The sequence below is a fragment of the Stenotrophomonas sp. T8 genome, from assembly GCF_051853085.1.
GTDB lineage: Bacteria > Pseudomonadota > Gammaproteobacteria > Xanthomonadales > Xanthomonadaceae > Stenotrophomonas > Stenotrophomonas sepilia.
The window spans coordinates 1,839,683-1,856,892 of the sequence record NZ_CP195329.1; the positions used below are offsets into that span (position 1 = coordinate 1,839,683).

Consider the following 17,210-nt stretch of genomic DNA (forward strand, 5'->3'; position numbering starts at 1 on the left):
CCTCAGTGTGGCGCTGCTTCCAGCGCGGTGCGCACGGCCGTCGCCAGATCACTTCGGGTGAACGGCTTTGGCAGCAGCGCAACGGCCCGGCCCTGGCTGCCCACCTGGTCGTGGTCGCGGGGATAGCCCGACGTGAACAGCACGGCGACCTCCGGCCAGCGTTCACGGACTTCCCGCACCAGCTCCCAGCCCGACATGCCGGGCATCACCACGTCCGAGAACAGCAGGTCCACCCTGGTATCCGGGCGTTCCAGCAGCCGCAGTGCGGAAGGGCCGTCGTGGGCTTCCAATACCCGGTAGCCCAGCAGCCGCAGTGCATCCACCGTGTGGGCGCGGACATCGTCGTTGTCCTCGGTCACCAGGATGGTTTCCTCGCGCGGCGAATAGCCTGCCAGGCCGGTCTGCGGAGTGCGCGCCTCGCTGGGCAACGGCAGCAGTGAACGCGGGAACATCATGGTGATGCTGGTGCCGCCGCCTTCCACCGAATCGATCAGCACGTGGCCGCCTGACTGCTTGACGAACCCGTGCACCATCGACAGGCCCAGGCCGGTGCCACGGCCAACCTGCTTGGTGGTGAAGAAGGGTTCGAAGACCCGGGCGAGCGTCGCCGCATCCATGCCGTGGCCGTTGTCGCGCACCCGCAGCATCACGTACTCGCCCGGCGTTGCATCCGGGAACAGTGCGGCGTAGTCGTGGTCGAGGTGGCTGTTGTCGACCTCGATCACCAGTCGGCCGCCGTGCGGCATCGCATCGCGGGCATTCACCGCCAGGTTCAGTACAGAGGCCTCCAGCTGGCTGACGTCGATCTCGACGCACCAGATGTCCTCGGCGCTGCGGATCTCCAGCTGCACCAGCTCACCCAGCGCACGCTGCAGCATGTCGTGCATGTCCAGCAGGCGCTCGTTGAGGTTGGCGGCCTGGCTGCGCAGCGGCTGGCGGCGGGCAAACGCCAGCAGGCGCTGGGTCAGGCTGGCGGCACGGCCGACACCCTTCAGTGCATTGTCCAGCGCACGGCTCACCATCGCTCCGGGTTCGCCCGCGCGCTCGCTGAGCAGCATGGCGTGCTCGACGTTGCCTGAGATGACCGTCAGGATGTTGTTGAAATCATGTGCGATGCCGCCGGTGAGCTGGCCGACCGCCTCGATTTTCTGCGACTGGCGCAGCGCATGCTCAGCCTGCACGCGCGCGGTGGTTTCCACGGCCTCGGAGACCACAGCGGTGACCACGCCCTCCGTATCGAGTAGTGGACGGAACGAGAAATCAAAGCTGCGCCGCCCGGTCGGTAGTTCCAGTTCCAGCGCATGCAGTGAACTGCGGCCCTGTACCGCTGCGGCCACGGCCCGATCGATCAGCGCTGCGATGCCCTCGGTGGTGCCGAACCAGACCGATTCGGCGAAGCGTTGGCCAACGACGTCCTTCTTGTCTGCCAGCACCGCGGCCAGTGACGCGTCATTGGCATCGACCACGCGTCCAGACAGATCCAGCAGCACCTGGTGCTGGAAACTGGATTCGAAGATCGCCTGCAGGCGCCGCTTGCTGGCGCGCAACTCGGCCGTGCGTGCCTGTACCTGCTGCTCGAGCAGCTGGTTGTCTTCGCGCAGGGCCAGCTCGGCCTGTTTCAGCAGCGACACGTCGCTGCCCAGGCAGATATACCCGGCCACGCTGCCATCGGCGGCATGCTCAGGCACGCAGTCCATCTGCACGAATCGTGATTCGCCGCTGCGATGGATCAGTTCGGCCTGGAAGCGGGTGCGCTCGCCCTGTAGTACCCGTTCCAGGCTGGGCAGGGCGTGCTCGAAGGCGGAAATGCCGCTGACATCCCGAGCCGACCGACCCAGCAGTTCTGCAAGGCTGAATCCATGCCAGTCCAGGAACGCCTTGTTGGCAAACCGGTAGCGATGGTCCTTGTCCAACTGGGCGATCAGCGCCGGGACGGCATCGGTCACCTTCTGCAGCTGGGCCTGGCTTTCGTTCAGCGCGGCCTGCGCATTGGCCAGCTGGATACGCTCCTGCGCCTCCTGGCGGGCGCGGCGGATCGCATCGGGCAAGCGTTGCAGGCGTTGCTTCACCACATAGTCGCGGGCACCGCGCGTGAGGGCCTGTACCGCCAGTTCCTCGGTCAGGGTGCCGGAAACAAAGATGAAAGGCGTCTGCGGCACGCACTCGCGCGCCAGGGCGAGTGCTGCGTCACCATCGAAGCCTGGCAGGACATGATCGGCGAGGATCACGTCGAACGGGCGGTTTTCGATGGCCTCGATGAACGCGTTGCGGGTCCACAGGCGCTCGGCCTCGAAATCGAGGCCGGCACGCTGCAGCTGGGCGCTGATCAGCTCCGCATCAAGCGCGCTGTCCTCCAGCATGAGGATGCGCAGGCGCTCGCTGCGGCGCGATCCATCACGCATTGCGCTGCCCCGAACCGTTGGGCCGATGCGGTGGCGGCTGGTTGGTGATGCCCCAGAACATGCCCAGGCCCTGGATGGCGTCGAAGAATTCCTTGAAGTCGACCGGCTTGACCACGAATGCGTTGACGCCCAGTTCGTAACTGCGCACCAGATCCTGCTCTTCGCGCGAGGAGGTCAGCATCACAACCGGGGTGCTGCTCAGGTACGGGTCGCCACGGACCTGCTCCAGTACCTCCAAGCCATTGACTTTGGGCAGCTTCAGGTCCAGCAGCACGACCACCGGGCCGCCGTGCATGGCACCGGCGAACTTGCCTTCGCAGCGCAGGTAATCCAGCGCTTCGGCGCCGTCGCGTACATGGATGACATCGTTCAACAGCTGGCAGCGCTCAAGCGCGGCCATCGTCAGCTCTGCATCCTTGGGGCTGTCCTCTACCAGGAGGATCGGCCGCAGGTCCCTCATGGGTGTTCTCCTGTGGAGCGGGGTAGGGTGAAGTGAATGGTCGCGCCCTTGCCGGGCTCGCCCTCGGCCCAGGTACGGCCGCCATGGCGGCCGATGATGCGGCGTACGTTGGCCAGGCCGATGCCGGTGCCTTCGAATTCTTCCACATGGTGCAGGCGCTGGAACACACCGAACAGCTTGTCGACGTAACGCATGTCGAAGCCGCAGCCGTTGTCGCGCACGAAGAAGTGATCTTCGTCGTCGCTGCGGTCGTGCCCAATCTCGATCATCGCGTGCTCACGCTCGCGGGTGAACTTGATCGCGTTGGCCAGCAGGTTCTGCCAGACCAGGCGAAGCATCGTCGGGTCGGCTTCCACCTCCGGCAGCGGCGCGAGCGTCCACTGCACGTCGCGGCCCGCGTAATCCAGCGCCAGGCTCCGGCGCACGTCCTCGGCCAGCGCAGCCATGTCCAGCCGCACCCGCCCCAGCGTGGAGCGTCCCATCTGCGAGAAGCTGAGCAGGTCATCCACCAGTGTGCCGGCGGACTTTGCCGAATCGACGATCGTATCCAGGAAGCGGCGCTCGGTCTCGTTGAGGCGGTCGCCCGCCGAGCTGCCAAGCAGCTCCGAATAGCCCACGATGTGGCGGAAGGGGGCGCGCAGGTCGTGGCTGACCGAATAGGAAAAGGCTTCCAGTTCCTTGTTGCTGCGCAGGAGCTGCTCGTTCAGTTCCGCCATCTCCTCGGCCTTGCGCAGCACGATATCGACGATGGCCGTGCGCATCTCGTGTGCCGCATCGCAGTCGGCGTCGGTCCACGGCAGGCTGCGCTGCCGCACGGTCTCTTTCCAGGCGTCGAAGGAGCTCCGCGGGGAGAGTGCGACGCCGGGCGCTGCGGTCTTGCGGGGGTCTCCCCCCCAGCGCACGGTTCGCACCACCTCCGGCCGGAACCACATCAGGTAGCTGTCATGCAGCTGCGAAATGGACACTGCCAGCAGGCCGCTGGCTACATCGGCCAGGTGCGCGGCAGGCGACCAGTCGGCGGCAAGGTGGTCGGTGCAGTAGGTTTCCTGCCCGGCCTGCCGGGTAGCCAGCCAATCGGCCAGGGCCAGCACGTCGCTGGCCGGTGGGCACTCACCCACGCGCATGCAGTCGCCCTTGTGCACGATGGCAGCCCCGGCCGCGCCGGTCAGCGACAGCAGGCTGCCTTCGTCCTGGCGCAGGGCCGCCATGAATTCTTCGTCGCCGGCCATGCGGCCCAGCAGCTTGACCAGTATCGAGCGACGCGCGACGCGTTCTTCAATCGCGAGCGCGCGCTCCTTCAGTGCAATCTGCAGCGACAGGATCTGGCCCATGAACTCGCAGGCGGTACGCACGTGGTAGGGCAGGCGGCGTGGCTGCACGGTATGGCAGGACACCAGGCCCCATAACCGCCCCTCATGTACCAGTGACACCGACATCGACGCCCCGGTCCCCATGTTGCGCATGTACTGAAGATGCACGGGGGACACGCTGCGCAGCACGGCCAGGCTCAGGTCGGTCGGTGGCGCCTCGCGGTGGTCTTCGGCCCGCATCAGCGGGGTAGGGGTATAGTTGTTGTCCGCGATCAGGCGCACCCGGTTCCGGCGGTACAGTTCGCGGGCCTGTGCGGGAATGTCCGACTCGGGAAAGCGCAGGTCCAGGTAGGACGGCAACAGGCCATTGCCATCTTCGGCCACCACCATGCCATTCCAGCCAGCATCGAATTGATAGACCAGGGTGCGGTCAAAGCCGGTGAGCCGCCGCATGTGCGCGGCCGCAAGCCTGCACAGGTCTTCCACCGTCGCTGCCGATTCAATGCCGGTCATCAGCTCGCGGATGGCTGGATACAGTTCTTCCAGCGAGCCGGGCTGGCCGGGAACCGGTGCTTCCAGCTCGACCAGAAGATCCGTGGCGGAGCGGTGCACCAGCAACTGATGGCGGCCTTGCCCATCCAGGTGCACGGCACCGACATGCGCGCTGCTGCCCACCGTCGCCTGTTGCAACACGCCCTGGAACGGTGCCAGCACGCCGCCCAGCACTTCACTGACGTGCTGCATCAACGGTTCGCCGAACTGTTTCAGCAGCCCGGGGTGGCTGATGGCGCGCTCGCGTACCTGCAGGGACTGCGGTTCAACGATCAGAAGCACACCGTAGGGCTGGATCGCGCCAGGGGTGTGGATCGGTTCGCGCGCGCAACGGGACAGGGCAGTGTCGTGCGCGGATTCGGTAGGAGGCGTCAAGGGCGGGACTCATGATTCGTGGATGGCTGGAACGGCCCAGCACTGCATCCGGTGTGCATGAATGGTGAAGCAAAAGCGTGCCGCCGCATACCACCACGTGAATGTGAAGGGGCTTTCATTCAAACCTGAATTCTTCATCTACGCAGCGACGGATGAACTGGAAGGCGTCTGTCGCGCCCCTGCATGCCTGTGCGCGCTCTTGGCCACTTAAAACGAGCGCATCCAGTTCCTCCCGCTCGCGTCTCCAGTACTCAGCCACACCGAGCTCGGAAGGACGCAGGTGGCGCGCCCCGTACCCGGCATGAAGCTGCAACGCAGCGGCCATCTTCAACAGCACGGACGCTCCCAGCGTCGAGCCCTCCGCCACGTAGCGCCAGCCCAGAACGGTCGCTTTCGAGAATGCTTGAGGCTGCGGTTGCCAGGCATGGGGTACCGGCATGGAAGCGCCGAGGTCGCGAAGATCCTCCTCGATCAGCGGCAAGCGGGTCGCGCCCGGATCCTGCATCCGGTACAGCGGCGCAACGGCGCTATGGAAGTGCCATTGCACGCGCAGGAAGCAGAGGTAACGCTGGCGCGACGCGAAGATGTGTTGCTGCAACAGGTGCTGGTCGAGGCGATCGTGGGCCGCTCGGGTGTGCGCTTTCAGGGCGGCGCTGAGGGCAATGGGGTGATCGGGTTGTGCTGGCAATGTGGATGTAGGCATCGGCGCGCACCCTAGCAGATTTCGATGCAGAGACCGGTGCAGGTTTCGCGGCCAGCACATCTGCGCTGCACGCCAGCTAGACAGCGGCTGCCCTACGGTGACTGCAATTCCAACAGATGCCACGCCCGTGAACCTGCAGACCGCACCCGCGCCCCAGTACCGCATGCTCCCTGACAGCTGCCAATTTGAATTGCTGGATGTGGATGCACTGCAGGATCCAGCCAGTGGCCGGCTGCTGCACCTGTACTCGCTGGTAGCGCGTTGCCTTTCCTGCGAGACGATCTTCAAGGCAGAAGAAGGGCAGGGCCTGGTCAGCCATACTGCAGCGCGAGTGGTGCGGTGCCCCACCGGTTGCGGGCAGCAGGCGTTCAAGCCGGCCCTGCTGCGGACCTGGTGCCCACAGGCCGTGGCCCAGGCATGAACGCTGGATCCGCGTGTCACAGCAGCCCTGGATTGGCCCGCCAGACGGCGAAGTTGAGCGCCGAGGCGAACAGGATCCAGGCGAGGTAGGGAAGCAGCAGCACTGCCGCGGCCGGGCGGGTACGCGCAAACGCGACGATCGTCGCGCACACCAACACGATCAATACAAGAATGTCGGCGAAGGCAAGCGCGCCCAGCTTCCAGCCGAAGAACAGCCAGCTCCACAGTGCGTTGACGGCCAGCTGCACCAGATAGAGCAGCAGCGCGGGTCGTGCCCCGCGCCAGCCACGTTCGCGCCAGACCAGCCACGCGGCAACCGCCATCATGGCGTAGAGCAGCGTCCACACCGGACCAAAGACGCTGGCCGGTGGCGCCCATGCCGGAAGCGTGAGGGTAGCGTAGAAGCTTGCCGCGGACGTGGACGCCCATGCCCCCAGCGTGGCCGCGACGAAAGTAATTGCCACCCATCCCAGAAATCCGGAAACCTGTGAACTCCGCTTCATAGCGTGCAGCTCCCTGATGCTTGTGCTGCCTGTCTACGCACAGGGGCAGCGAACGGATGCAGGTTGCTGGCCTTCAATCTGAAGAACCGACGGCACCCGCTCCCTCGCTCGCTGGCAGCAGGGAAGGTCGCTGGTCAAACCACTCCCTTGCTTTCGCCAGGTGCCATTGGCGCTGGTCACCGTCCAGCTCGATGCCCGCACCCAGCAGCCCCCAGCGCAGGTAGAGATCACCGCGCTTGCGCTGGTCGAGCAGATCCAGCCGCGCGCGTACCGAAAGCCGATCGTTCTCGGCCTGCAGTCCATCGATGATCAGATGGCCCGGGCGCCAGCGCAGCGTCGCCCGTGCCTGCACCTGGCCGGAATCCAACAGCGACAGGGTCCAGCGCGGGTAGTCGGTACGCTCTGCGAACAGTGCAAGCAAAGGGCGGGCATCGCTGAGATCCAGATCCGTGGTGGCATCGACCTGGAAGGGCGACTGCGCGTCGATGCGGCCACGCTTGAAGGCCACGCGGCCTTTCCATGGGCTTGTTTGCTCTGTATCCGCCACCTGCACATTGCGCAGCTCGACGGTGGTGCCGGACAGATCGAAATGACGCTGATTGAAGTCACCGCGGCGCAGCGTTGCCTTCACGTCGACGTCGCCGCCCATGTCCAGCCCTGCCACCTTGGCGCTGGCATTGCGCCCCAGCAGCCGGGCAGTGCCGTGGCCGACGCGTCCATCGGTGTCGAGCGTGGCATCGCCGCTCAGGCTGCCGGTGCCACGGAGCAGCCGCACCTGCGGCGAGCCCAGGTAACGGTTGTAGGCGGCCAGGTCGGGAATCGTTGCTTGGCTGAAGCGCAGGTGCGCGCGGACACCCTTGCGCAGCTCCTGCAGGCGACCATCACCGGTCAGGTCCAGGGCCAGATCACGGCCGTCGAACAGGCGCACGTCCTTGGCATCGGTTGGCCGAGCAGTGAATCGTGGCAGCCGGACAGCCAGCTGTGCCTGGCTGGGGCTGCCGGCCTTCAGTTCGCCATGGGCGCTGGCCGTGCCGGCCAGGCGTACGCCGGCGACTTCGGCCACGGCTTCGGCGGCCGGAATGTCCACGGTGCTGCCTTCGATCAGTTCGCCGTTGCGCACGCGCAGGTCCGCCTTCAGCGTGCCGCCGCCGTCCAGCTGCAGCCACGGCTTGCGAACGAACAGGGCAGGGATCCAGTTGAGCGAAGTGAACGTCCATTCGCCGCGCACTGTGCCGGAGCTGCGTTCCAGCAGCTGGGCGGGCTGCTGGAAGGGAACGTTCCGGCCACTGATGTGCAGATCGGCATCCACTTCGCTGCCTGAGCCGGGCTTTGGCGGCAGGCGGGCCTGCAGGCGCAGGTCGTTGGACACATTGAGCTGCAGGGCCAGCACGCCGCGATTGGGGGCGCCGTCACCCAGGTAGAGCGGCACCTGCCAGATTGCGCGGTCCCCGGGCTGCAGCTGGCCGTCAATCAGGTGCAGCGCCAGCTGCAGGCGTCCGGGCACGGGCGCGCTGGAGATCTTCGGCGTTGTGGCATCCGTGTCCATGCGCAGGCCCTGGCTGCGGGCGTCGACCTCGAGCTTGGCATGCAGCAGCTTCAACTTGGCCAGACCGGGCGCCTGGTCCCGATAGTGGCGCGGATAGCTGAAGCGCGCGGTGAGATCCATGTCGCCCAACAGCTGCACGCCGTCAAAACTGGTGTCCGCATCGCTGAACGCCACCTCGGATTCGAAGAGCTCCGACGGCCCGCCGCGCAGCTGCTTGAGGAAGCCCACCGTACCCCGGCCCTTGCCAATGATCAGCAACTTGCCAAAGCGTGCGCTGCGGATGCTGTTGCTGTGGATGGCGTCGAAACGGAGCGTCCAGCCGCGGTCGCTGCGCGGCGGTGGCGGGATGGCTTCTTCGACGCGGCTGATCTCGGCGGAAACCCCCGTCGCCTGCAAGCGCGGAACCCGTACCTCGCGCTGGAACAGGGGCAGTACCGCCAACCGGGCGCTGGCGCGCTCGGCATGCAGCACGTAGACCGTGTGGTTCACGTGGCCGCGCATGTGCACGTTCCAGGCGATGACATGGCCGGGCAGCAGCGTGATGGCCGGGCCGGTGGTCATCACGAACTTGTGCGGCTTGCGGTTGGTGAACTGATCGAACAGCGGGGTATTGAGGAAGATGTTGCCGGCCAGCAGGTACAGCAGGTAGATGCCCAGCAGGACGTAGGCGGGAACGCGCCACCGTCGAAGCCGGTGCGGGATGTGCACGGAAACAGGAGGCATCTACTGCTCTGAGGGCTGAAATTCCCACAACTATTGCGGAGCCGATGGCGGTGGCGCGTGAAGCAGCCATGGGGCAGGGGCTGGATTCTGGTAGTGTCCGGCCTGGTCACCACCACAGATCTGCAGGAGACGCATGGAGATCCGGCCCGCCCGTGCAGGCGATTTCGACGCGATGTGGGGCATGTTCAAGACGGTCATTGCGGCGCAGGATGCGCTGCCCTTTGCCGGCTCTTTTGAAGTCGAAACGTTTCGCGCGCATTGGCTCCTGCCGCAGACACCTTATGTGGCCGTTCTGCAGGGCCGGGTTGTGGGCATGTACAAGATGGGCCCGAATTTCCCTGACCTTGGGGCGCATGTGGCCAGCGCCACGTATGTGGTGGATGCGCCGGCACAAGGGCAAGGTGTGGGCCGGGCCCTGGTGGAACACAGCCTGGAGCGGGCGAGGGCGGAAGGATTCCTGGCCATGCAGTTCAATTACGTGGTCAGTACCAATGCCCCGGCCGTGGCGCTGTACCGGAAGCTGGGGTTCGATGTGGTGGGAACGCTACCGAAGGCGTTCCGGCATGGGACGCTGGGCTTGGTGGATGTCTTTGTGATGCACAGGTTCCTGTGATGCGATGCGTTGGTCGCACGTGGATAGCGTGACGCGTCACGACCAGTGAGTGGCTACGGCTGGGGTGCCAGAACGCGCTCCTGAGGCCTCGGTCGTTGGTGCCGAATCGGCGAAAGCGCTCTTGCCAGGCTGGCGTGCAGCCACGGCAAGATCAGCGGCAAAACTACGCCCGCAAAGCCGTCTTTACCCGCCACTGTCAGATCCGCAAGATCCTTTGCCATTCCTGCAGAGATTGAGGGAAGCCCAAAGTGCGGTTGGCAGTGATCGAATCACTGACAATCAGGCCGGCGCCTGGAGTGGATCAGGGGCGTGACTGGTGAAGCCTGGATCGGGCAATGGCGTAATGAACATAATATACATTATGCGAAATGATGTATCGGGCTACGGCCGCGTTCGTGTCCTCGGCGTGGCAATGGCTGGGCCTCTGGCTCGGCTGATGACGAACCAGGTAAATCTGTTACCAAGCGCCAGGTAAAAGTGTTACGTGTTCGAACACAGCGCCTTTAGAACATGAGCCTTTGCTCATCATCCTACGATCCTATTCCGGCCTGGCATGCCGAGTGCTTCAAGCCAAGATGCAGCCATGCTGCCCGCGCTTGGGCGGGCTCAAGCTAAGGATTCTTTCGAAAGAACTTCAAATGCAGCCATCGCGCCCGCACTTGCACTCCGAAGCGTCAGGTACCATGGCATAGATGCTAAGGCTCAACTTCCGAGACTCCCTCAATGAACGACACTGATCGAGAGATCATGCTGGTTGCCATGGTAATCGTCGGATTTGCGGTCTCATTCGTCTGTTGGGCTGCCTGGCTAGCTCGCAGAACGCGACTTGCGCGGAGTCAGCGAACTGGCCTCCGGCGCAAATGAAGCCGGCCCGTTCTTTCGTGTGCCCTGGAAGGCGGCACAGCGCTATTGTTTTGGGCGTCTGCGAGCCGCAGGCGGACGAACTTCTTTGGATCGCTTGAGCGCCACTTCCAGCTGCGCTGGCAAATTTCGAAGCCCTGAAAGTTGCCCCTCAAGCGCGTCACATTTGCCGCGCAGGATATCGGCAGACTGACTAGCCGTGGCGGCCGCTGATTGGGCGGCCTGGATGTCCTGACGCAGCTGCTTCTCAAGGGCCCTGTGTTGTTCGGATGCCTTGCTTTGCTGCACCTGGAGTTCCTTCACCTCCTGGCGGGCTCGATCCACATCGCTGAGCGCTCGATTCTCGACAGATCTGACGTACTCGGTCCAGTCCTCCCGCTCAGATTTCGCCGTCTCTAGGGCCTCGTGAAGCCGGACGTCGAGTTGCTGTCTCGCTGTCTCGGTTCGGTCGGCTCTTCGACGCTCGAGGTCGCGCTGCTCTGCAAGTTCAGAGATCTGTAGCTGAAGCTGGTCGACCAGGTGCTGTAGCTCTGAAGCTTGGGTCGTTGCAATTCTCTCCCCGGTGATTGCAACGTCACGCTCTGCACGCATTTGCGCCAGCTCTTCAGCCGCAAGTCGGGAACTGACCTCCAGCGCATCACGCTCGGAAGCTAGGGCCCGCTCGGACGATGCAAGCTCTCGACGGGCGGCCTCCTGGGCATGCTTCAGCGCCAACTCCCACCATTGCCCGGCGAGTTCTACCAACACCGCTGGCGCATCTTCCAGGTCCGGACGCGCTGGCTGCAGGCGAGTGCCAAGTCGGTTCCACCATGTTTCCAGCCAGCGGGTCACCGTGTTCGGCGAGCCTGTCCCCAGGTGAGCCCGGATCCGCTCTACGGTTGGGCGTTCGCCCTTGGCGACCAACTCGTCGGCAGCGGTATGGACGTCAGTTTCGGTGATGCCGCGGGCCATGCGAAGTCTCCTGTACTGGCACCCTACTCTGCTGATAACGTACTCGTGATAAGTGATGATTATCGAGGGTATAAGCTCCATTTCGTAGTATACATTACATAGTATGAAAGATATTTGTGCGATCCCGGTTCTTGCTGCGACGGCTGCCAGCCTGGTACTGCCCGAACAGCTTGCGCAACAGGCTTCCGATGCGGTGCGCGAGTTACTGGCCGAAGCTGCGGCTGAGAACACCACCCGCAGCTACACCAGTGCCCTGCGCTACTGGGCCGGTTGGCATGCGGCGCGCTACGGCATCGAACTGGCCTTGCCGGTGCCCGAAGCCACGGTGCTGCAGTTCGTGGTCGACCACGTGCGGCGCCGCTCGACCGAAGGTGACTTGGCCTGGGAACTGCCGCAGGCCATCGACCAGGCCCTGGTGGGCGCGGGTCTCAAGGCCAAGCTCGGCCCGTGGACGTTGGCCACCGTGCGCCATCGCGTTGCCGTACTGTCCACCGCGCACCGGCTCAAGAAAGTCACCAATCCCTGCGAGCAGCCGGCGATCCGCACCGTGCTCAGTCGTGCCGCGCGGGCCGCCGTCAAGCGTGGCGAACGGCCACGTAAGAAGACCGCCATCACCCTGCCCGAACTGGAAGCGTTGCTAGCCACCTGCGACGACAGTCTGGAAGGGATTCGGGACCGCGCCCTGCTCTGCTTCGGGTTTGCCAGCGGCGGCCGCCGGCGCAGCGAGATCGCTGCCGCCAATCTGCGCGACCTGCGCCGGATCGGCGAAGCGGGCTACATCTACCGGCTCGAGCACAGCAAGACCCAGCAGGCTGGCGTTACCGCCACCTCGACCCCGGACAAGCCGGTGCTGGATCGGGCCGCCCTCGCCTTGCAGGATTGGCTAGAAGCGTCCGGGATCACCGAGGGGGCTATTTTCCGGCGGTTGTGGAAACAGCGTGTCGGCCCTGCCCTCTCCCCGGCCGCGGTTGGCGAGATCGTGCAGCGACGGGCGCGCTTGGCGGGGCTGGAGGGGGATTTTGGTGGGCACAGCCTACGGTCGGGGTTCGTGACCGAGGCCAGCCGCCAAGGGGTGTCGCTGCCGGCGATCATGCAGCTGACCGAGCATCGGTCAGTGTCGAGTGTTGTGGGGTATTTCCAAACCGGCAGCGCCGCTACGAACCCCGCCGCTCGTCTTCTCGAAGATTGACTCAATCACGGGCGGAGGATTTCGTATCATTCCGGCAACGAGCGGACCTTCTAACGGTTGGCTAATATCGGTTAATGGCTACCTTCTGTGCTCTCTCCCGACCCGAATCTGAAAGAGCTTGTCCGTTAGATGAGATCAACCATGAGGGATGATTTCAACAAGGCCGTCAAGGAACTGTTGGCGAAGCAGGCCGGCAATCGCTGCGCGCACCCCCATTGCGGGAAGCCGACATCCGGAGCAGACGAGAGTGGTACCGGCGCAATCAATATCGGCGTCGCAGCGCACATCAGTGCCGCGTCTGCCGGCGGCCCCCGTTACGACCCCGCGCTGACCAGTGAACAGCGCAAGGATGCGTCCAACGGGATCTGGCTCTGCCAGGATCACGCGCATGCGGTCGACGCCGATGACAGCGGCTTCAGCGCGGAAATCCTGCGAACCTGGAAACGGCAGGCAGAAGACCGATCCTTCCATGCGCTGATGGCGGGAATGGCCGGTGCCGGCCAGATCCGTGGCTTCGAAATTGATCCCGGCGAGGGCATCGACATCCGGCACCGGTTCAACCTCGCCGTGGACGAGGATCTCGTCGCGCTGAAGGCGTGCTTGGTGGCCGCGGCGCGCGAAGATACCGCCGCTTTTCGCAGGACCCGATACTGGACCGAGCATGCCATCGAGCTGAAGCTGCGCCTGAAGGACGATGCGGACGCGGATTCGTTTCCCGCGCACGATTTGGCCAACACCACCGAAGCCTTCAACGAGATCGTGATCCTGTCGCCGCCGGGCACTGGCAAGACCACCACGTTGCTGCAGCTCGCCGAAGCGATCATAAGTAAGCGCGGCGTGGTCGCCAGCTTTCTCCCGCTGGATGAATGGTCGACCCAGTCCCACTCGCTGCTCGAGAGCATTCTCGAACGCCAGGCGTTCCGTCCTTATCGCCAGGAGCATCTTCGGCTTCTCGCCCATACTGGCGAACTCACCCTCGTACTGGATGGCTGGAATCAGCTCGACGGCGCATCTCGTAGACGAGCACGCAACGAACTCGAGAGTTTGCGTCGCGACTACCCGAAACTGGGCATCGTCATCAGTTCGAGGAACCTGAGCGTTGCCGTCCCCTTCGCCGCCACTGTATTGGTGGTCGAACCGCTCGACCATGCACAACAACGCCAGGTCGCCAGTGAGATGCGCGGCGCCGACGGCGAGGCCCTGTTGGAAGAAGCACGCGCGATCCCGGGACTCAGGGAGCTGGTCTCGGTACCCTTGTTCCTCAACGTGATGCTGCGTCTGTCGCCCGGAAGCCGTTTGCCCACGACGAAGGAAGGCGTGCTTGCTGCATTCGTCGAGCAGCACAACCAGGCCGCCAATCGCAGCGAGGCCTTGCGTGACGCGACGCTCGGCCACGAGCAGGAGATCCTCGCCGACCTTGCCGCCGCGGCCACCCGTACCGCCAACACGTCCCTGCCCGACGGCAACGCCAGGGCCTCGGTGCAGGCCACCCAGCGCCGCCTTGCGGACGAGGGCCAGATCTCCTCGTATTCGGCGCCCCAGCCCATGAGGGTGCTGGACGCACTGATCGACGGACACTTGCTGGTTCGATCCTCGGGCACCCCGGCGGGATACAGTTTCCAGCACCAGCAATTCCAGGAATGGTACGCCTCCTTCGCCGTGGAGCACGCCATGCGAAACATGGCTGAAGGCGACGCCACCGCGGCCGGACAACTCGCCATCGAGTTCCTCGACGTCCGTCCATGGGAGGAATCGATCCTGTTCGCCTGTGAACGCATGGCATTGGGCACCAGCGCCGATTTGGATGCGGTAACCAAGACGATCGTCCGTTGCCTGTCGATCGACCCCATGCTCGCAGCCGAGATCATCTTCCGCGCACCCAAGGCATGGGGCCGGGTCGAGAACGAAGTCACCGAGTTCCTCCGACGCTGGCACCAGCCGAACAAGGTCGATCGCGCCATTGGATTCATCGCCAACAGCGGCCGGCCGGAATTCGCAGAGCTTTTGTGGCCGTTGCTCGCCGATTCCAAGCACAGGCATCATCTGGACATCCTGCGTGCGGGACGCCGATTTCCTCCCTCGCTGTTGCCTGACATGGAGACCCGGCTGGCGACGCTCGAAGAGTCGACCCGCGCCGAAGTGCTCGGCGCGATGGTCAGCCATGGCGGCATGGAGGGTGCGCTGTTTGCGGCATCGGTGGCGCAGACCGATTCAAGCGTGCAGGTAAAGAAGCAAGTCGTGGAATCCCTATACTGGCGCGGGGCGGATCAGCAAGCCGCCCGGGTGCTGCAAGACGCGCCTCTGGAACTGTGGCAGGAGTTGGCCTCAGGACATCCCCTTACAGGGATCCACAACGCTGCAGTGTCCACTCGAATGGCCGCCGAACGTCGAGCCGCGTTCGAACGCATGCAGAATCCGGGGCACAAGCTGCACTTCTTGCTGAATGGCGACGTCGAAGGCATCGACACTCAACAAGCAGTCTTCTCCTTGCTGGCTGATCCTGCGCTGGAGGTGCGTGCGAGTGCTGCGGACCACGCTTTGTATCAGGCGCACGAACGTTATCCGACGGTCGTCGCCTCCGCCTTGGTGCGGAGAATCGAACGGGGTCTCGAGATCCCGTTCCGGGCCCACCTGCTCGTGCAGGAACGGCATATCGTCACCGACGATGACCCGATCTTCAGCATGGTTATCAATACGGCACTGGACGAGAGGATCAGGACCAATGCTGCCAGCATCGCTGGTCCGGTTTCGATCGGTCGATTGATCGACGCACACCTCGAGTTGGATGCGCCGGCTGCAAGCGATCCAGCGGCGAGGAGGCCTATGGCAGAGCAACGGCGCTTCCTGAAAGGTCTTGTCATCACCGCCCCTTACAGCTCCCTGGTTGCCGCGGTGCTGGCGCGGGCCGATACCATCGATCCGCGACGAATCGCCTTGCTCGCCGAACTGCTCGCGTCCCATCGCGGACAGGACTCCGCCAGTCGCCCTCCCGCGATTCTTGAAGAGGGACAGAAGACGCAGCTCGTGGACACGTTGTTGCGCTGGGTTCCGACCATGGTGAATGCGTCCGATTCCACCCGGGCGGAGCTCGCGGAACTCGCCCGCGCCATCGGCACCGTCGGCGCTACTAGGCTGGCCGTGGCACTCGATCGGCTGCTGTCGGAGGAACTTCGGCGCTGGGACCTTTCACGCGCCGCGTTCGTCGCATCCGGATATCGCGACCAGACATCGGACGCCCGGCACTCCTGGACGAACTGGTACCAGCGCGCTTTCATCGCCATTGGCACCGAGCAGGTGAGGAACCTCCTGGTCCAGCGCCTACCCCATCCGCAATTCGGTGCCGAGGCGGCCTCCGCGCTCATGCAGTTGTGGGAGCAGCGGCACCCCGTGGCCACTCCGTCGACCTTTCCGCGAACCTTCTTGCGAGAGATGACCGTGCGGCGTGGGCGGCGGCTCAGTGAGCGCTCGCCTGTGCCGGACGCGCTGGCGATCCTCGATACCGTCACTTCACTGCTTGACGCCGGTAGCGAAAATGAGAAGTTGCATGCGATTCGCTTGGCAGTGGCGGCCTTCCGAATGCCCTGCGGCGACATCAGCGCGCTGGTCCGTCGATTGATCGAGATCCCGGCCCCGCTCAACCTGCAGCGAGACCTGTACGTCGCTCTGGCGCTCTCTGGCGAACGTCTTCAGGCTAACGGGATCCAGTCGTGCATTCGGGCCTTGCTCGCCGAATCCGAAACCAAGCCTTGGGTGCTGGGCGACCACCATAGCGCGTTCTTTGCTTGGGTTGAGTTGCTCGCATTTTCCGAACGCCCGGCCGCGATCCTCGACGAGGTAGCCACCCTGGAGCAGCCGCATTTGAAGCAGTCGTACCAGTTGCGGGGATTGCAGTCGGCGCTGGGCGCCTCCACCAATCCCGATGTCGAGGACGTCCTGCTGCAGTTCGCGGCGCTCGTTCCGGGATTGGCCCAACAGCATGAATGGCTGGCCGCCCTGCGTAGTCGCGGCACCGACTCATCGGGTCGATCCCTCCTCCAATTGCTGCGGGACGGTGCGTTCGACGAACCTGGGCATCTAGATATCGAAGCAGTCGGCACCTACTTGGCAGAGCTTGCGGAAAACCACGTCGAATTCCGCGCCGACATGCTGAGGCTGCTGGAGAATTTGGACAAAGGCATTTTGGCCTCTGCGATCGAGCGCGCCCTGCTCCTGCTGTCCGGTACGGAGAGCATCTTGTCACTCGTCCGCCACTACGCTCGGACAGGGCGATCGGGCGACAACCTATACACTAGCATCAGAAAAATCGCGGTGGGCGAACGGTCTTCCCCGCAGTTCAGTGGCGCCGTTACCCTGTTCCCGGTGCCCGTGGACGATCTGCGATCAAGGCTTTTCTCCTTGGCATTGACCCAGGGCAGCGAAGCAGATGTTGCCAGGCAATGCTTGGGATTAATCGACGACATCCGCGACGACTACGGCTATCCCGAGTCCGAAGCGCGCCATCCTGACATCCGGTCGGGGCGCCCTTGGCCCCTGATCGCTCCGGCTGCATAAGGCCAAGGCAAGGGGGTGGTCTCCACCCAGCCAATGGATCCGATGCGAGTG

At 64.3% G+C, this 17,210-nt stretch carries 11 protein-coding genes; 4 read left to right on the forward strand and 7 right to left on the reverse strand.

Going from position 1 to position 17,210, the window contains the following annotated elements; translation table 11 throughout:
• Nucleotides 1-2: 2 nt before the first annotated feature.
• From ACSDHM_RS08675 to ACSDHM_RS08690, 4 genes are all read right to left on the reverse strand, one after another.
• Nucleotides 3-2,402 (reverse strand): hybrid sensor histidine kinase/response regulator, encoded by a 2,400-nt coding sequence (locus ACSDHM_RS08675; RefSeq protein ID WP_088497485.1) that lies wholly within the window; start codon nucleotides 2,400-2,402, stop codon nucleotides 3-5.
• Entirely contained in the window at nucleotides 2,395-2,862 is a 468-nt protein-coding gene (locus ACSDHM_RS08680; RefSeq protein ID WP_005416517.1) for a response regulator, read from the reverse strand. The genes ACSDHM_RS08675 and ACSDHM_RS08680 overlap by 8 nt, the downstream gene beginning before the upstream one ends.
• The gene (locus ACSDHM_RS08685; RefSeq protein ID WP_439426862.1) at nucleotides 2,859-5,099 is read right to left on the reverse strand and encodes an ATP-binding protein; all 2,241 of its coding nucleotides are present in this window, start codon (nucleotides 5,097-5,099) and stop codon (nucleotides 2,859-2,861) included. Before ACSDHM_RS08685 ends, ACSDHM_RS08680 begins: the two co-directional genes overlap by 4 nt.
• A 115-nt stretch (nucleotides 5,100-5,214) precedes the next feature.
• Complete coding sequence (locus ACSDHM_RS08690; RefSeq protein ID WP_172412153.1) at nucleotides 5,215-5,802, reverse strand: biliverdin-producing heme oxygenase; 588 nt, start codon at nucleotides 5,800-5,802, stop codon at nucleotides 5,215-5,217.
• A gap of 127 nt (nucleotides 5,803-5,929) precedes the next feature.
• On the opposite strand from ACSDHM_RS08690, the gene ACSDHM_RS08695 reads away from it, so the two are divergent.
• Nucleotides 5,930-6,223, forward strand: coding sequence for a hypothetical protein (locus ACSDHM_RS08695; protein ID WP_088497482.1), 294 nt, complete (start codon nucleotides 5,930-5,932; stop codon nucleotides 6,221-6,223).
• A gap of 16 nt (nucleotides 6,224-6,239) precedes the next feature.
• On the opposite strand, the gene ACSDHM_RS08700 is transcribed toward ACSDHM_RS08695, so the two are convergent.
• Nucleotides 6,240-6,725, reverse strand: coding sequence for a TspO/MBR family protein (locus tag ACSDHM_RS08700; RefSeq protein WP_072167008.1), 486 nt, complete (start codon nucleotides 6,723-6,725; stop codon nucleotides 6,240-6,242).
• A 73-nt stretch (nucleotides 6,726-6,798) separates the two neighbouring features.
• Nucleotides 6,799-8,994: a hypothetical protein gene (locus ACSDHM_RS08705; protein ID WP_188241042.1), complete on the reverse strand. Its 2,196-nt coding sequence runs from the start codon at nucleotides 8,992-8,994 to the stop codon at nucleotides 6,799-6,801.
• 133 nt (nucleotides 8,995-9,127) lie between these two features.
• Here ACSDHM_RS08705 and ACSDHM_RS08710 point away from each other — a divergent pair, with 133 nt between their 5' ends.
• Entirely contained in the window at nucleotides 9,128-9,607 is a 480-nt protein-coding gene (locus tag ACSDHM_RS08710) for a GNAT family N-acetyltransferase (protein WP_188241041.1), read from the forward strand.
• 906 nt (nucleotides 9,608-10,513) lie between these two features.
• Here ACSDHM_RS08710 and ACSDHM_RS08715 read toward each other — a convergent pair.
• On the reverse strand, nucleotides 10,514-11,419 hold the full coding sequence (locus tag ACSDHM_RS08715; RefSeq protein ID WP_069138563.1) for a DNA-binding protein: 906 nt from the start codon (nucleotides 11,417-11,419) through the stop codon (nucleotides 10,514-10,516).
• Between the two features lie 103 nt (nucleotides 11,420-11,522).
• Between ACSDHM_RS08715 and ACSDHM_RS08720 the strand changes: the two genes are divergently transcribed.
• Together ACSDHM_RS08720 and ACSDHM_RS08725 are read left to right on the forward strand one after the other, a co-directional pair.
• Nucleotides 11,523-12,608 carry a site-specific integrase gene (locus ACSDHM_RS08720; protein WP_439426863.1) on the forward strand — a complete coding sequence of 362 codons (1,086 nt, stop codon included), beginning with the start codon at nucleotides 11,523-11,525 and terminating at the stop codon, nucleotides 12,606-12,608.
• 141 nt (nucleotides 12,609-12,749) lie between these two features.
• Nucleotides 12,750-17,159: a hypothetical protein gene (locus ACSDHM_RS08725; RefSeq protein WP_439426864.1), complete on the forward strand. Its 4,410-nt coding sequence runs from the start codon at nucleotides 12,750-12,752 to the stop codon at nucleotides 17,157-17,159.
• Nucleotides 17,160-17,210 lie beyond the last annotated feature (51 nt).

What these genes read in the sequence shown, in the direction of transcription:
- ACSDHM_RS08675 (WP_088497485.1), bottom strand. Translation starts at nt 2,402, where the DNA reads ATGCGTGATGGATCGCGCCGCAGCGAGCGCCTGCGCATCCTCATGCTG.
- ACSDHM_RS08680 (WP_005416517.1), bottom strand. Translation starts at nt 2,862, where the DNA reads ATGAGGGACCTGCGGCCGATCCTCCTGGTAGAGGACAGCCCCAAGGAT.
- ACSDHM_RS08690 (WP_172412153.1), bottom strand. Translation starts at nt 5,802, where the DNA reads ATGCCTACATCCACATTGCCAGCACAACCCGATCACCCCATTGCCCTC.
- ACSDHM_RS08700 (WP_072167008.1), bottom strand. Translation starts at nt 6,725, where the DNA reads ATGAAGCGGAGTTCACAGGTTTCCGGATTTCTGGGATGGGTGGCAATT.
- ACSDHM_RS08705 (WP_188241042.1), bottom strand. Translation starts at nt 8,994, where the DNA reads ATGCCTCCTGTTTCCGTGCACATCCCGCACCGGCTTCGACGGTGGCGC.
- ACSDHM_RS08710 (WP_188241041.1), top strand. Translation starts at nt 9,128, where the DNA reads ATGGAGATCCGGCCCGCCCGTGCAGGCGATTTCGACGCGATGTGGGGC.
- ACSDHM_RS08715 (WP_069138563.1), bottom strand. Translation starts at nt 11,419, where the DNA reads ATGGCCCGCGGCATCACCGAAACTGACGTCCATACCGCTGCCGACGAG.
- ACSDHM_RS08720 (WP_439426863.1), top strand. Translation starts at nt 11,523, where the DNA reads ATGAAAGATATTTGTGCGATCCCGGTTCTTGCTGCGACGGCTGCCAGC.
- ACSDHM_RS08725 (WP_439426864.1), top strand. Translation starts at nt 12,750, where the DNA reads ATGAGGGATGATTTCAACAAGGCCGTCAAGGAACTGTTGGCGAAGCAG.